The sequence below is a fragment of the Streptomyces sp. CMB-StM0423 genome (genome assembly GCF_002847285.1).
GTDB lineage: Bacteria > Actinomycetota > Actinomycetes > Streptomycetales > Streptomycetaceae > Streptomyces.
In genome coordinates this window covers 7,816,251-7,834,326 of the sequence record NZ_CP025407.1, presented here as the reverse complement: position 1 = coordinate 7,834,326, position 18,076 = coordinate 7,816,251, and the positions used below count along the sequence as shown (strand labels likewise).

At 73.2% G+C, this 18,076-nt stretch carries 1 protein-coding gene; it reads left to right on the top strand.

The features are described from left to right. Positions 1-51 precede the first annotated feature (51 nt). On the top strand, positions 52-17,994 hold the full coding sequence (locus CXR04_RS36565; protein WP_159072424.1) for a type I polyketide synthase: 17,943 nt from the start codon (positions 52-54) through the stop codon (positions 17,992-17,994). The last annotated feature ends 82 nt before the right edge of the window (positions 17,995-18,076 follow it).

Here is an 18,076-nt window from a genome sequence, read left to right as displayed (position 1 = left end):
CGGCGGCGCGCGCGCCGCCCCCAGCAATTCCGTACAGAGGAGCGACGACCAATGTCGGACGAAGCCAAGCTTCGGGAGTACCTGACCCGCGCAGTCGCCGAGCTGCACCAGACGCGGCAGCGCCTGCAGGACGCCGAGACGGCAAGGCAGGAGCCGATTGCGATCGTTTCGATGGCCTGCCGGTACCCGGGCGGGGTGCGTTCGCCGGAGGACCTGTGGCGGCTGGTCGCCGCGGGCACGGACGCGATCTCCGGGTTCCCCGGGAACCGCGGCTGGGACGTCGAGGGCCTCTACGACCCGGACCCCGAGAAGACCGGGACGAGCTACGCCCGCGAGGGCGGCTTCCTGCACGCGGCGGACGAGTTCGACCCCGAGTTCTTCGGCATGAGCCCGCGGGAGGCCACGGCCACGGACCCGCAGCAGCGGCTCCTGCTGGAGGCGGCCTGGGAGACGTTCGAGCGCGCGGGCATCGACTCCCACTCCCTCAAGGGCAGCAAGACGGGCGTCTTCGCCGGGGTCATGTACGACGACTACACCGGCCGGCTCATGCACCGGATCCCGGAGGGCTACGAGGGCTTCCTGGGCAACGGTGGTGCGGCGAGTGTGGCGTCGGGGCGGGTGGCGTACACCTTCGGTCTCGAAGGCCCGGCGGTGACGGTCGATACGGCGTGCTCGTCGTCGTTGGTGAGTCTGCATCTGGCAGCGCAGGCGTTGCGTAATGGCGAGTGCGAGCTGGCTCTTGCCGGTGGTGTGACGGTGATGGCGACGCCGGGTGTGTTCGTGGAGTTTTCGCGGCAGCGGGGTTTGGCGCCGGATGGGCGGTGCAAGCCGTTTGCGGAGGCTGCGGATGGTACGGGCTGGGGTGAGGGTGTCGGTTTCGTGCTGCTGGAGCGGTTGTCGGACGCGGAGCGCAATGGGCACGAGGTTCTTGCGGTGCTGCGTGGTTCGGCGGTCAATCAGGACGGTGCGTCGAACGGTCTGACGGCGCCGAACGGGCCGTCGCAGCAGCGGGTCATCGAGCAGGCCCTGGCCAGCGCGCGGCTGAGTGCCGGGCAGATCGACGCGGTGGAGGCGCACGGTACGGGTACGACGCTGGGTGACCCGATCGAGGCGCAGGCGCTGCTGGCGACGTATGGTCAGGCGCACAGTGCTGAGCGGCCGTTGTGGCTGGGTGCGGTGAAGTCGAACATCGGGCACACCCAGGCCGCCGCGGGTGTCGCGGGTGTCATCAAGATGGTCGAGGCGATGCGCCACGGTGTCCTGCCTCCCACGCTGCACGTGGATGAGCCCAGCAGTCATGTCGACTGGACCGCGGGACATGTCTCGCTGCTGACCGACACGCGGCCCTGGCCGGAGACGGGTGAGCCGCGGCGCGCTGCGGTCTCGTCGTTCGGGATCAGCGGCACCAACGCCCACGTCATCCTCGAAGCCGGCCCGGAGCCCGCGCAGTCGGCCGAGGCCGACACGAAGGCCGAGCCCTCGCCCGTGCCGGTGGTGATTTCCGCGCGTACGCCGGCCGCGCTCGCGCAGTCGGCCGAGCGGCTGGCGGTGTACGTGGAGGGGCACCCGCAGGTCGAGGTGGGTGGGTTGGCGGCGGGGCTGTGGTCCGGGCGGGCGAAGCTGGAGCACCGCGCGGGCATCGTCACCGCCGACCGCGACGAACTCCGTGCAGCCCTCACCGCATTGGCCACCGGTGCCACGCACCCCGCTCTGGTCACCGGCCTGGGCCCTGCCGAGACCGGCGGCCGCCTCGCGGTGATGTTCTCCGGGCAGGGCAGCCAGCGACCGGGCATGGGCCGCGAGCTTCACGGGACCTTCCCCGTCTACGCCGAGACCCTGGACGAGGTCTGCGCGGCGCTCGACGAGCACCTCGACGCCGAGGTCCCGCTACGGGAGGTCATGTTCGCCGAGCCCGACAGCGAACACGCCGCCCTGCTGGAGACCACGCTCTACACCCAGCCCGCTCTCTTCGCCCACCACGTCGCCGGCTACCGCCTCCTCCAGACGGCAGGCGTCGAGCCCACCGCGCTCATCGGCCACTCCATCGGCGAACTCTCCGCCGCCCACCTCACCGGCATCCTGCCCCTCGCCGCAGCCGCCGACATGGTCGCCACACGCGCCAAACTGCTCCACACCCTCCCCGACGGCACCGGCATGCTCGCCGTCAACACCGACGCCGACACCCTCACCCCCTACCTCCAGAACCACCCCCAGGTGGCCATCGCCGCGTACAACTCCGCCACCTCCCTCGCCGTCGCCGGCCCGCACCAGCCGCTCCAGGCCCTCGCCGCGGAGCTGACCGAGGCGGGCATCCGTACGAAGGCGCTCAAGGTCGCGCACGCCTTCCACACCGCCCACACCGAGCCCATCCTCGACACCTTCACCAGCCACCTGACCGGCCTCTTCACCCACCACACCCTCGGCAACCCCGACATCCCCGTCATCTCCAACGTCACCGGCCAACCCGCCACCAGCGACCAGCACCACAACCCGGCCTACTGGGCCCAGCACATCCGCCAGCCCGTCCGCTTCCACCAAGGCATCACCCACCTCGCAGACAACAACGGCATCAGCCTCTACACCGAAGTAACCCCCCACCCCACCCTCACCCCCCACCTCCCCCCCGGCGTCCGCACCACCCCCCACCTGCCGGACCAGACCCGCACCCACCTCACCACCCTGGTCAGCCTCCACACCCACCACCACCCCACCGACCTCACCCCCCACCTCCCCGAAACCACAGCCAAACTCCCCACCCTCCCCACCTACCCCTTCCAGCACCGCCCCTACTGGCTCGACGCCACAGCCGCGCTCACCAGCGCGACCGACCTCGGCCAACTCGGCACCGCCCACGCCCTCCTCAGCGCCGCGGTGCAGCTCGCGGACACCACCGGGGGCCGCGCCGGCGCCGCCGGTACGACGGTCTTCACCGGCCGGCTCAGCCTCACCACCCACCCCTGGCTCGCCGACCACGCCGTCGCCGGTACGGTCCTGCTGCCCGGCACCGCCCTCGTCGACCTCGCCCTGCACACCGGCGACCACGCCGGCGCCACCCACCTGCAAGAGCTGACCCTGCACGCGCCCCTCGTCCTGGACGAGGCCGACACCCACGACGTCCAGGTCACCACCGCCCCCCTCACCGGGGCCGGGGGCGAGGACGGCGGCCGGTGGCAGGTGACGATCCACTCGCGCCGCCACACCGCAGACGACGCCGAGCCGGAGCCCTGGACCTGCCACGCCACCGGCATCCTCACCACCGACACCGACACCGACGCCGCCCACCCGGCCCCGGCGCTCACCCAGTGGCCGCCGGCCGGCGCGGAGGCCGTGGAGGTCACCGACCTCTACCCCCGCCTGCAGGCCGCGGGCTACGAGTACGGGCCCGCCTTCCAGGGCGTCACCGCCGCCTGGCGCGGCGCCGACGGCACCCTCCACGCCGAGATCGCCCTCCCCGAGGACGCGGACGCCGCCGGCCACACCGTCCACCCCGCCCTGCTCGACGCCGCCCTCCACCCCCTCGCGGCCGAGAACCTCGGCAAGGAGGACAGGGACAGCTCCGACGGCCGGCTCCGGCTGCCCTTCGCCTGGACCGGCGTCACCGTCCACGCCACCGGCGCCACCCACCTGCGCGCCACCCTCGTCCCGACCGGCGAGCACGGCCACGACCTGACCCTGCACACGTGGGACCCCTCCGGCGCGCCCGTCGCCACCGTCTCCGCGCTCAACTCCCGCCCTGTCGACACCTCGGCGCTCACCGGCGGCCCCCACGCCGACACGGCCACCCGCAACAGCCTGTTCCACCTCGCCTGGAACGCAGCCGCCGCCGAGCAGCCCGCCCAGGCCGAGCGGGTGGCGCCGGAGCTGGTGGACCTCTATGTCGCGGCTCCCGCCGAGGACGACGGCCCCACCGCGGCGCACGCCGCGGCGGAGGCGCTGCTGACCCACGTACAGGGCTGGCTGGCCGACAACGACCGGACCGACCGACGTCTCGCCGTCCTCACTCACCGCGCCGTCGCGACCGGCCCGGCCGACGACGTGCACCTCCCGCACGCGCCGCTGTGGGGCATGGTCCGTAGCGCCCAGAACGAGAACCCCGACCGCATCCACCTCGTCGACACCGACACCGCCACCGAGGCCGGCACCGGCGGCGACCCAGCCGCCGTCCCCCACCTGCTCGACGCGCTGGCCACGGGCGAGCCGCAGCTCGCCATCCGGCACGAGCAGGTTCTCGCCCCCCGGCTGGCCCGCTCCGCCGAGGGGTCCGCTGACGCACTGGCGATTCCCGCCGGCGAGGAGTCGTGGCGGCTGGACAAGACCGCCTCCGGCACGTTCGACAACCTCGCCTTCCTGCCGAACCCGAACCTGCCCGAGACGCTGGCTCCGCATCAGGTGCGGGTCGCGGTTCGGGCCATCGGGCTCAACTTCCGCGACGCCCTGATCACCCTCGGCATGTACCCGGGCGAGGCGCTGCTGGCCAGCGAGGGCGCGGGGGTCGTGACCGAGGTCGGCGCCGATGTCGCCAACGTCAAGGTCGGCGACCGCGTGATGGGCATGTTCCCGAACGGCGTGGGCGCGCAGACGGTCACCGACCACCGCATGGTCACCGCCGTCCCCGAGGGGTGGTCGTTCACCGACGCGGCCGGAGTCCCGGTGGCGTACCTCACCGCGTACTACGGGCTCAGGGACCTCGGCGGCCTGGCGGCCGGCGAGTCGCTGCTGCTGCACGCCGCCACCGGCGGCGTCGGCTCCGCCGCGCTCCAACTCGCCCGCCACTGGGGCGCCGACGTCTACGCGACGGCCAGCCCCGGCAAGCACCATCTGCTGTACGCGCAGGGGCTGGACGAGCAGCACGTCGCGTCCAGCCGGTCCCTCGACTTCGAGGACCACTTCCGCGCCCACACCCCGCACCAGGGTGTCGACGTGGTTCTCAACGCGCTCGCCCACGAGTTCACCGACGCCTCACTGCGCCTGCTGCGCCCCGGCGGCCGGTTCCTGGAGATGGGCAAGACCGACGTCCGCGACCCGCAGGCCGTCGAGGCGGACCACCGGGTCCGCTACCAGAATTTCGACCTCATCGAGGCCGGTCCCGACCGCATCCAGGAGATGCTGGTCGACCTGGCCGCACTGTTCGCCGCGGGCCACCTCACCGGGCCGCGGACCACCTGCTTCGACGTACGCCACGCGCCCAATGCGCTACGGCACCTCAGCCAGGCCCGGCACACGGGCAAGCTGATCCTCACGCTCCCCCGGCCGCTCGACCCGGACGGCACGGTGCTGATCACGGGTGGCACCGGCGGCCTCGCGAGGCTGACGGCCCGTCACCTGGTCACCGAGCACGGCGTACGGCACCTCCTGCTGGCCTCGCGCAGCGGCCCGGACCATCGTGACGCCGACGCCCTGCGCGCCGAACTCACCGAACTCGGCGCCCAGGTCACCCTCGCGGCGTGCGACGTCACCGACGCCCATGCCGTCCACACCCTCATCGCCTCCGTCGACGAGCGGCACCCGCTGACCGCCGTCATCCACACCCCGGGCGTGCTCAACGACACGATCCTGACCCAGCTCACCCCGGAGACGCTGCACCCGGTGCTGGCGCCGAAGGTCGACGCCGCGTACCACCTGCACCAGGCGACCCGGCACCTGGACCTGGCCCACTTCGTCCTGTACTCGTCGGCGGCCGGCACCCTCGGCAACCCCGGTCAGGCCAACTACGCAGCCGCCAACACGTACTTGGACGCCCTCGCCCACCACCGCACCCAGCAGGGCCTGCCCACCACCAGCCTCGCCTGGGGCTACTGGAAGCGCACCACCGACCTCACCCGGCACCTCGGCGACAGCGACGTGGCCCGCAGCGACGCGGCGCTCAGCACCGAGCACGGGCTGAAGCTCCTCGACGCGGCCCTCGCCACCCCGTCCCCGTACCACCTCTGTGTCCCGCTGAACCCGGCCACCCTCGGCACCGGCGACCGCGTCCCCGCCCTCCTGCGCGACCTCGCCCCGCGGGCGCGCCGCCGGGCGGCCGCGGCCGCCGCGCCGAGCGAGGTCTCGGGGCTCGCACAGCAGCTCGCCGGGCTGTCGGCCGCCGAGCAGCAGCGCCTGCTGCTCGACCTCGTGCGCACCAACGCCGCCGCCGTCCTGGGGCACGGCGACGCCGCCGCCGTGGACGCGCAGGCGCCGTTCAACGACCTCGGGTTCGACTCCCTCACCGCGGTCGAACTGCGCAACCGGCTCGACGCCGCCACCGGACTGCGGCTGCCGGCAACCCTGATCTTCGACTACCCGACCGCGCAGGTCCTCGCCGACCACATCGGCGCCGAGGTGCTGGAGTCGGCGCCGCGCGCGGCGACGCCGCAGCTCGTGAGCGCCGACACCGCCGACGACCCCGTCGTCATCGTGTCGATGGCGTGCCGCTTCCCCGGCGAGGTGCGCTCCGCCGCCGACCTGTGGAAGCTCGTCGCCGAGGGCCGCGAAGGTCTCTCCGGCTTCCCGACGAACCGCGGCTGGGACCTGGAGAACCTCTTCGACCCCGACCCGGCGGCGACGGGCAAGAGCTACACCAGTTACGGCACGTTCCTGCACGAGGCCGACGAGTTCGACGCCGACTTCTTCCGCATGAACCCCCGCGAGGCGCTGGCCACGGACCCGCAGCAGCGGCTGCTGCTGGAGACCTCGTGGGAGGCGTTCGAGCGGGCGGGCATCGACCCGGCCACGCTCAGGGGCAGCAGCACCGCGGTCTACGCCGGTGTGATCTACGGTGACTACGCCTCGCGGCTCATGCAGAACGCCCCGGAGGGCTTCGAGGGCTACCTCGGCAACGGCAGCGCGGCAAGCGTCGCCTCGGGCCGGGTAGCGTACACCTTCGGTCTTGAAGGCCCGGCGGTGACGATCGACACCGCGTGCTCGTCGTCGCTGGTCGCCCTGCACCTCGCGGCGCAGGCGCTGCGCAACGGCGAGTGCGACCTCGCCCTCGCGGGCGGCGTCACGGTCATGTCGAGCCCGGGTGCGTTCATCGAGTTCTCCCGGCAGCGCGTGCTGTCCGTGGACGGCCGGTGCAAGGCGTTCGCCGACGCGGCGGACGGTACGGGCTGGGGCGAGGGCGTCGGCCTGGTGCTGCTGGAGCGGCTGTCGGACGCCCGGCGGCACGGTCACCAGGTGCTGGCGGTGCTGAAGGGCTCGGCGATCAACCAGGATGGCGCGTCGAACGGCCTCACCGCGCCCAACGGCCCGTCGCAGCAGCGCGTCATCGAGCAGGCGCTCGCCAGCGCCGGGCTGACGCCCGGTCAGGTGGACGCCGTGGAGGCGCACGGCACGGGCACGGCGCTGGGCGACCCGATCGAGGCGCAGGCGCTGCTCGCCACGTACGGGCGCGAGCACTCGGCCGAGCGGCCGCTGTGGCTGGGCTCCATCAAGTCCAACATCGGCCACACCCAGGCCGCGGCGGGCGTGGCGGGCGTGATGAAGATGGTCGAGGCCATGCGCCACGGCATGCTGCCCCCCACCCTCCACGTCAACGAGCCGTCCCAGCACGTCGACTGGAGCTCCGGCACCATCTCGCTGATCACGGAGTCGACGCCGTGGCCCGAGAACGACGAACCGTACCGGGCGGCGGTGTCCTCGTTCGGCATCAGCGGCACGAACGCGCACGTGGTGCTGGAGGCGGCGCCGGTGGAGACCGCGGCGGCGGACGCGCCGTCGGCGGAGCCGGCTCCGGATGAGGAGACGGCGCCGGTGCCGGTGGTGGTGTCCGCCCGCACGGCGGGCGCGCTGGCGCAGTCCGCCGAGCAGCTTGCGGCGTACGTGGAGCAGCACCCCGAGATCGAGGTGGGTGCACTCGCCGGACGGCTGTGGTCCGGCCGGTCGAAGATGGAGCACCGCGCCGGCATCGTCACCGCCGACCGCGACGAGCTGCGCGAGGCACTGACCGCCCTTGCCGCAGGTGCCGCGCACCCGGCGCTGGTGACCGGGCCCGGCGCGGTCAATACGGGCAAGACCGCGTTCGTGTTCCCGGGGCAGGGCTCGCAATGGACCCGTATGGGTTATCAACTCGCCGCGGACGAGCCTGCGTTCGCCGAGCATCTGGCCGCGTGCCGGGACGAGCTGTCGCGCTGGTGCGACTGGGATCTGCTCGACGTCCTGGCCAGCGAGGACGAAAACGCCCTCGACCGCGTGGACATCGTCCAGCCGGCGCTGTTCGCCGTGATGACGGGCATTGCCGAGTTGCTACGGCATCACGGCGTCGAGCCGGACGCGGTCATCGGCCACTCGCAGGGCGAGATCGCCGCCGCGTACGTCGCCGGGGCGCTGACCCTGCCAGACGCGATCGCCGTGGTTGCTCTCCGGGCGCAGGCCATCACCCGACTCGCGGGCACGGGCACCATGGCCTCGTTCCCGCTGCCGCAGGACGAACTCCAAGACCTCCCCGAGGGCGTCTACGTGGCTGCGATCAACGGTCCGCACACCACGATCCTCGCGGGTGAGACCGAGCCGCTGACTGATCTGGTCAACTCCTATCAGGAGCGGGACATCCGGGCGCGTCTGATCCCCGTGGACTACGCCTCGCACACCCCGCACGTGGAGGACCTGCGCGAGACGATCATCACGGACCTGGCCGAACGCGCCGCCATCGAGCCGATGGCACCCACCATCCCCTTCTACTCCACGCACACCGGGGCTCTCCTCACCTTCGACCAGGATCTCGACGCGGAGTACTGGTTCAACAACCTCCGCCACCCCGTCCACTTCCACACCACCCTCGAACAACTCCTCGACGACGGTCACCACACCCTCATCGAGTCCAGCCCCCACCCGGTCATGACCGCGGCGCTCGCCGACACCTTCGAACAGCGCGCCACCCCGGCCCGGCACCACGCCACCCTCATCCGCAACGACGACACCAAGGTCCGCTTCCTCACGGCCCTCACCGCCCTCCACGCCCACCACCACCCGATCGACCTCGCCCCCCACTTCCCGCGGACCGATCAGCCCGCCGACCAGGTGCCCGAGCTGCCCACGTACCCGTTCCAGCGGGAGAGCTACTGGCTTCACGGCTCCGCCCAGCTCACCAGCGCGTCCGACCTCGGCCTGGGCACCACCACCCACCCGCTGCTCCACGCCGCCGTCCCGCTCGCCGACGAGACCGGCACCGGCGCCACCGGCACGGTCGTGTTCACCGGCCGCGTCAGCCTGAGCAGCCACCCGTGGCTCGCGGACCACGCCGTCGCCGGTACGGTCCTGCTGCCCGGCACCGCGCTGGTCGACCTCGCCCTGCACGCCGGCGACCACACCGGCGCCACCCACCTCGAAGAGCTGACGCTCCAGGCCCCGCTGGTGCTCCAGGAATCCGGCGCCCGCGACCTCCAGGTCACCGCGGGACCCCGGCCCGACGCGGACGGCTGGCAGGTCACGATCCACTCCAGGCCCCACGCCGACGACGAGGCCGAGCCCGAGCCGTGGACCTGCCACGCCACCGGCACCCTCACCGCCGAACCGGCAGCCCCGGCCGAACCGCTGACCCAGTGGCCGCCGACGGGTGCGCAGGCGCTCGACGTGTCGGAGATCTACCCCCGGCTGGCCGCGGGCGGCTACGCGTACGGACCCGCCTTCCGCGGCGTCACGGCGGCGTGGGCGCAGCCCGACGGCACGCTGCACGCCGAGATCGCCCTGCCCGAGGACACCGACCCGGACGGGCACACGATCCACCCCGCCCTCCTCGACGCGGCCCTCCACCCGCTGGCGGCCCAGGGCGGCGCCAAGCACGGAGGGGAGGCGGAGGCGCAACTGCGGCTGCCGTTCGCGTGGACCGGTGTCTCCGTCCACGCGACCGGCGCCACCCTCCTCCGCGCGACGATCACCCCCACCGGCGACCAGGGCCACGACCTCGCGCTCCGCGCCTGGGACCCCACGGGCGCACCCGTCGCCACCATCGGCGCCCTCAACACCAGGGCCGTCGACGCCTCGGCGCTGACCGGCGGCACCGACACCGGCGCGGCGACCCGCAACAGCCTCTTCCACCTCTCCTGGAGCCCTGCCGCGACGGAGCAGGACGAGCCCGCGGAGCTGGACCGGTACGACGTGTACGTCGCCGCGCCCGCGGGCGACGGCACCCCGGCCGCGGCGCACGTCGCGACGGAGGCGCTGCTCGGCCACGTACAGGACTGGCTGGCCGCCAACGACGAGACCGACCGCCTGCTGGCCGTCGTCACCCACCGGGCCGTCGCCACCCACCCGGCCGAGGACGTGCACCTGGCCCACGCCCCGCTCTGGGGCCTGCTCCGCAGCGCCCAGAACGAGAACCCCGACCGCATCCACCTCGTGGACACCGACGCCGCCGGCATCGACCCGCACGCCGGCGCCGCCGGCATCCCGCACCTCGCCGACGCCCTCGCCACCGGCGAGCCCCAGACCGCCGTCCGCGGCGGTCAGGTGCTGACCGCGCGCCTCGCCCGCGCGACGGGCGCGGAGAGCGGCGTGCTGGACCTGCCGGAAGGCACGTGGAAGCTGGCGAGCGACGGCGACGGCACGCTGGAGGCGCTCGCCTGCCGGCCCGCCCCCGAGTGGGACGCCCCGCTGACCGGCAGCCAGGTCCGCGTGCAACTGCACGCGGTCGGGCTGAACTTCCGCGACACGCTCATCGCCCTGGGCATGTACCCGGGCCAGGCGCCCCTCGGCAGCGAGGGCGCGGGCGTGGTGACCGAGGTCGGCGCCGACGTCACCGGCGTGGCGGTCGGCGACCGCGTCATGGGTCTCATGCCCGAGGGCGCCGGCAGCCGGGCGATCACCGACCACCGGCTGCTCACGCCCGTACCGGCGGAGTGGTCCTCCACCCAGGCGGCCGGGATTCCGGTGGCCTTCCTGACGGCGTACTTCGCGCTGAAGGACCTGGGCCGGCTGGAGTCCGGCGAGTCGCTGCTGCTGCACGCCGCCACCGGCGGCGTCGGCTCCGCAGCACTCCAACTCGCCCGCCACTTCGGCGCCGACGTCTACGCCACCGCCAGCCCCGCCAAGCAGCACCTGCTGTACGCCCAGGGTCTGGACGACACGCAGATCGCGTCCAGCCGCACGCTGGACTTCGAGGGGCACTTCCGCGCCCACGGCCCGGACCAGGGCGTGGATGTCGTCCTCAACGCCCTCGCCCACGAGTTCACCGACGCCTCACTGCGCCTCGTACGCCCCGGCGGCCGGTTCATCGAGATGGGCAAGACCGACATCCGCGACCCGCAGGCGGTGGCGGCCGAACACGGCGCCGAGTACCGGAACTTCGACCTCATCGAGGCGGGCCCCGACCGCATCCAGCAGATCCTGGCGCACCTGACCGAGCTGTTCTCCGAGGGTGTCCTGACGCCGCTGCCCACCACCTCGTTCGACATCCGGCACACCCCGCAGGCACTACGCCACCTCAGCCAGGCCCGGCACACCGGCAAGCTGATCCTGACCCTCCCCCGGCCGCTCGACCCGAACGGCACCGTCCTCATCACAGGCGGGACCGGCGTCCTCGCGGGCCTGACGGCACGTCACCTCATCACCGAGCACCGCGTACGCCACCTCCTCCTGGCCTCCCGCAGCGGCCCCGACCACCCCAACGCCTCCGCTCTCCGCGAGGAGTTCACCGAACTCGGCGCCCACATCACCATCGCCGCCTGCGACGTCACCGACGCCGAGGCCGTACGCACCCTCGTCGGCTCCATCGGCGACGACCACCCGCTGACCGCCGTCATCCACACCGCGGGGGCCCTCAACGACGCCGTCCTGACCCAGCTCACCCCCGACGAACTCCACCCGGTCCTGGCGCCGAAGATCGACGCCACGTACCACCTGCACGAGGCGACCCGGCACCTGCCCCTGGCCCACTTCGTCGTCTACTCCTCCGCCGCCGGCACCCTCGGCAACCCAGGACAGGCGAACTACGCCGCCGCCAACACCTACCTCGACGCCCTCGCCCACCACCGCAACAGGCTCGGCCTGCCGACGACCAGCCTCGCCTGGGGCTACTGGAAGCAGGCCACCGGCCTCACCGGCCACCTCAGCGCCGACCAGCAGGGCCGCACCGGCAAGCCGCTCACCACGGAACACGGACTGCGCCTCTTCGACGTCGCGCTCCGTGACCGGCCCGAGTCGACGCTGGTCTGCATGCCGATCGATCCTGCGGCCCTGCGCCGCGCGCCCAAGGTGCCGGCGCTGCTCCGCGACCTCGTACCGGCCACCGCGCGCCGCGCGACCGCCGCGGGCGCGAGCGCGGTGCGGCGCTCGGGGCTGGCCGAGGAACTGGCCGGGCTCGGCGAGGCCGAGCAGGACCGGCTGGTGCTGGACCTGATCCGGAGCAACGTCGCGGCGGTCCTCGGCCACGCGCGCCCGGAGACCATCGACCCGCAACGCCCGTTCAAGGAGCTGGGCTTCGACTCCCTCACCGCCGTCGAGCTGCGCAACCGGCTCTCCAACGCCACCGCGCTCCAGCTCCCGTCGACGCTGGTCTTCGACCACCCGACGCTCACCGAGCTGTCGGCGTTCCTGCGGGGCAAGCTGCTGGACGAGCAGCCGCGGGTGCGGGCGGCGAAGCAGGTCGCGGCCGTGGCCGACGACGACCCGATCGTGATCGTCTCGATGGCCTGCCGCTACCCCGGCGGGATGCGGCGGCCCGAGGACCTGTGGAGGCTCGTCTCCGAGGGCGTCGAGGCGATCGGCGACCTGCCGGACGACCGCGGCTGGGATCTCGACGACCTCTACGACCCGGACCCGGACGCGCCGGGCAAGATGTACACCCGCAAGGGCGCGTTCCTGTACGACGCCAGCCGGTTCGACGCGGACTTCTTCCACATGAACCCCCGCGAGGCCCTGGCCACCGACCCCCAGCAGCGGCTGCTGCTGGAGACCGCCTGGGAGGCGTTCGAGCGGGCGGGCATCGATCCCACCAGCCTCAAGGGCAGCAGCACCGGCGTGTTCGCGGGCGTCATCTCGCAGGACTACCTGATGCGCATGCACGACGCGCCGGACCACCTGGAGGGCTACTTCGCCACGGGCGGCTCCGCGAGCATCGCCTCCGGCCGGGTGGCGTACACCTTCGGTCTTGAGGGCCCGGCCATGACGGTGGACACGGCCTGCTCGTCGTCGCTGGTCGCCCTGCACCTCGCGGCGCAGGCGCTGCGCAACGGCGAGTGCGACCTCGCCCTCGCCGGCGGCGCGACCATCATGGCCACCCCCGGCACCTTCCAGGTCTTCTCCCGGCAGCGCGGCCTGGCGGCCGACGGCCGCTGCAAGCCATTCGCCGACGCGGCGGACGGTACGGGCTGGGGCGAGGGCGTCGGCCTGGTGCTGGTCGAGCGGCTGTCGGACGCGCGGCGCAACGGACACGAGGTGTTCGCCGTCGTCCGCGGCTCCGCCGTCAACCAGGACGGTGCGTCCAACGGCCTCACCGCGCCCAACGGCCCGTCGCAGCGCCGCGTCATCGAGCAGGCGCTCGCCAACGCCGGGCTGAGCGGCGACCAGGTGCACGCCGTGGAGGCGCACGGCACGGGCACGACGCTGGGCGACCCGATCGAGGCGCAGGCGCTGCTGGAGACGTACGGCCAGGCGCACTCCGAAGAGAATCCGCTGTGGCTGGGCTCCATCAAGTCCAACATCGGCCACACCCAGGCGGCCGCGGGCGTCGCCGGCGTCATCAAGATGGTCGAGGCCATGCGGCACGGGGTGCTGCCCCCGACGCTCAACGTCGACATGCCCACCAGCCATGTCGACTGGGACGCGGGCCACATCGAGCTGCTGACGGAGGCCCGCCCGTGGACGGAGGAGAGCGGGCCGCGGCGGGCGGCGGTGTCGTCGTTCGGCATGAGCGGCACGAACGCGCACCTGATCCTGGAAGCGGCCCCGGCCCTGCCGGAGGCCGAGGCCGAGCCGGAGTCGGGGGCGGCACCGGTTCCGCTGGTGGTCTCCGCCCGTACGCCGGGCGCTTTGGCGCAGGCCGCCGAGCAGCTTGCCGCGTACGTGGAGCAGCACCCCGAGATCGAGGTGGGTGCACTGGCCGGACGGCTGTGGAGCGGCCGGGCGAAGATGGAGCACCGCGCGGGCATCGTCACCGCCGACCGCGACGAGTTGCGTGGAGCGCTGACCGCGCTCGCCACGGGTACCGCGCATCCGGCACTGGTCACGGGACCCGGGTCGGTGGGCGCGGGGAAGACCGCGTTCGTGTTCCCGGGGCAGGGTTCGCAGTGGACCCGTATGGGCTACGAACTGGCCGCCGAGGAACCGGTCTTCGCCGCACATCTGAGCGCGTGCCGGGACGAGCTGTCACGCTGGTGCGACTGGGACCTCCTGGAGGTCCTGGCCAGCGAGGACGAACACGCGCTGGACCGTGTGGATGTCGTGCAGCCCGCGCTGTTCGCGGTGATGACCGGCATCGCGCAGCTCCTGCGCCACCACGGCGTTGAGCCCGACGCGGTCATCGGCCACTCGCAGGGCGAGATCGCCGCCGCGTACGTCGCCGGGGCGCTGACCCTGCCCGACGCGGTCGCCGTGGTGGCCCTCCGGGCGCAGGCCATCACCCGACTCGCGGGCACCGGCACCATGGCCTCGCTCCCGCTGCCGGCAGACGAACTACAGGACCTGCCCGAGGGTGTCCACGTGGCCGCCATCAACGGTCCTCACACCACCATCCTCGCCGGTGAGACCCAGCCGTTGACGGATCTGGTCAACTCCTATCAGGAGCGGGAGATCCGCGCCCGTCTGATCCCCGTCGACTACGCCTCGCACACCCCCCACGTGGAGGATCTGCGCGAGACGATCATCACGGACCTGGCCGAACGCGCCGCCATCGAGCCGATGCCGCCGACCATCCCGTTCTACTCCACCCACACCGGCAGTCTGCTCGCCTTCGACCGGGACCTGGACGCGGAGTACTGGTTCAACAACCTCCGCCACCCCGTCCACTTCCACACCACCCTCGAACAACTCCTCGACGACGGCCACTACACCCTCATCGAGTCCAGCCCCCACCCGGTCATGACCGCGGCCCTGGCGGACACGTTCGAGCAGCACCCCACCGCCGCCCACCACCACGCCACTCTGATCCGCAACAACGGCGGCAAGGCCCGCTTCCTCACGGCCCTCACCACCCTCCACGCCCACCACCACCCCATCGACCTCACCCCGCACCTGCCGCAGGCGGCGAGCGCGCTGCCGGGCCTTCCCACCTACCCCTTCCAGCACCAGCCCTACTGGCTGAACGCCCCGGCCCGGCTCGCGAGCGCCACCGACCTCGGCCTCGCCACGACGACCCACCCGCTGCTGCACGCCGCGGTCCAGCTCGCCAACGGCACCGAAGGCGGCGCGGGCACCACGGTGTTCACCGGCCGCGTCAGCCTGAGCAGCCACCCGTGGCTCGCCGACCACGCCGTCACCGGGACAGTGCTGCTGCCCGGTACCGGCCTGGTCGACCTCGCCCTGTACGCGGGCGACCAGACCGGCGCCACCCACCTCGAAGAGCTGACGCTCCAGGCCCCGCTGGTGCTGGAGGAGACCGGCGCCCGCGACCTCCAGGTCACCGCCACCCCGCAGGGCGGAGCCGGGACACCAGGGACGGGCCGGTGGCAGGTCACCGTCCACTCCCGCCCGCACACCGACGACGTCGAGCCCGAGCCGTGGACCTGCCACGCCACCGGCACCCTCACCCCCGAACCGGCTGCCCAGGCCAAGCCGCTGACCCAGTGGCCGCCCGCGGACGCGGAGCCCTTCGACGTCGGCGCGCTCTACCCGGAGCTGGCCGCGGCGGGCTACGAGTACGGCCCCGTCTTCCAGGGCGTGACCGCGGCCTGGAAGGGGACCGACGGGACCCTGCACGCCGAGATCGCCCTCCCGCAGGGCGCCGACGCCTCCGGCCACGCCCTCCACCCCGCGCTCCTCGACGCCGCACTGCACCCCCTCGCGGCGCACAACGACGGCGCGGACGGGCAGCTCCGGCTGCCGTTCGCGTGGAGCGGCGTGTCGGTCCACGCCACCGGCGCCACCCGGCTACGCGCCACCCTCACCCCCGCGGGCGAGCACGGGCACGACCTCGCCCTGCGCGCGTGGGACACGACGGGCACGCCGGTGGCCACGGTCACGGCGCTGAACACCCGGCCCATCGACGCCGCGGCGCTCAGCGCCCGTGGCAGCGAGGACACCCGCAACAGCCTGTTCCACCTCGGCTGGAGCCCTGCCGCCGACGGTCAGTCGGCGGTGGTGGATACGGACCGGGTGGACGTGTACGTCGCCGTCCCGGCCGCCGAGGACACGCCGGCCGCGGCGCACGTCGCAACCGAGGCGCTGCTCGCCCACCTGCAGAGCTGGCTGGCCGACAACGACGAGACGGACCGGCGTCTCGTCGTCCTCACCCACCGCGCGGTGGGCACCGGCCCGGCGGAGGACGTCCACCTCGCGCACGCGCCGCTGTGGGGCCTGGTCCGTACCGCCCAGAACGAACAGCCCGACCGCATCCACCTCATCGACACCGACACCGACACCACCGGCATCGAGCCCGGGACGCGGGCGGCCGACGTCCCCCACCTCACCGACGCCCTGGCCACGGGCGAACCCCAACTCGCCCTCCGGGACAACGCGGTCCTCATCCCCCGCCTCACCCGCTCCACCGACGACGCCGCGGCGGAGGAAGCCCGGCCGCTCGACCCGAACGGCACCGTGCTCATCACGGGCGGCACCGGCGGTCTCGCGAGCCTGACGGCACGTCACCTCATCACCGAGCACGGCGTACGCCACCTCCTGCTGGCCTCACGCAGCGGCCCCGACCACCCCAACGCCACCGCTCTCCGCGACGAACTCACCGCGATCGGCGCCCAGGTCACCGTCGCGGCCTACGACGTCACCGACCCCGACGCCGTACGCACCCTCGTCGACTCCGTCGACGAGCAGCACCCCCTCACCGCCGTCATCCACACCGCCGGGGCGCTCAACGACGCCACCCTCACCCAACTCACCGCAGACGACCTGCACCCCGTCCTGGCACCCAAGGTCGACGCCGCGTACCACCTCCACCAGGCGACCAAGGATCTGAACCTCGCCCACTTCGTCCTCTACTCCTCCGCAGCCGGCACCCTCGGCAACCCCGGCCAGGCCAACTACGCCGCCGCCAACACCTACCTCGACGCCCTCGCCCACCACCGCACCCGGCAAGGGCAGCCCACCACCAGCCTCGCCTGGGGCTACTGGAAGCACACCACTGACCTCACCGGCCACCTCACCACCCACCAGCAGACCCGCACCGGCACACCGCTCACCACGGAGCACGGGCTGCGCCTCCTCGACGTCGCGCTGACCACCTCCGCGTCCCACCACCTGTGCGTGCCGCTCAACCCGAGCACCCTGCGCACCGCGCCCCACCTGCCCGCGCTCCTCCGCGGCCTCGTGCCGGCCCCGCGCCGCACCGCCGCGGCGCCGGCCGCAGGTGCGCCCGGCGGCACCGCGCTGGCCGAGCAGCTCGCGGCGCTGCCCGAGCCGGAGCAGCGGCACAAGGCGGTCCTCGATGTCGTACGGAGCAACATCGCCGCGGTCCTCGGCCACGGCACCGCCGAAACCGTCGACCCGCACCGCCCGTTCAAGGAGCTGGGCTTCGACTCCCTCACCGCCGTCCAGCTCCGCAACCAGCTCACCACCACCACCGCACTCCGCCTCCCCGCGACCCTGATCTTCGACCACCCCACCCCCGACGCCCTGGCCGGCCGGATCCTGGCGGACCTGATGCCGGAGGCGGTCAGCGCGTCGCGCCGGGTGATCGCCGATCTGGACGCGCTGGAGCTGGAGCTGAAGCAGCTCGCGGCGGACGAGGCGGACCGTTCGCGGATCACGCTGCGGCTGCAGACGCTGCTGTCGAACTGGAACGACGCGCGCCCGGCCCCGGCCGAGGACGTGAGCAACAAGATCCAGGAGTCGTCCGCGGACGAGATCTTCGACTTCATCGACCGGCAGCTCGGCCGTACGGACGGCAGCGAGGCACCTTCGACGCCCGGACAGTGAGAGGCAGGTGAAGGAGAACCGCCCGCCGCGATCGCGGCGGGCGGTTCTCTTCCTGCTTTGTTCTTCTCCGGGGCCTACTCGC

Excerpts from the sequence above, each read along its gene's own strand:
- CXR04_RS36565 (WP_159072424.1), top strand. The coding sequence starts at position 52 with ATGTCGGACGAAGCCAAGCTTCGGGAGTACCTGACCCGCGCAGTCGCC.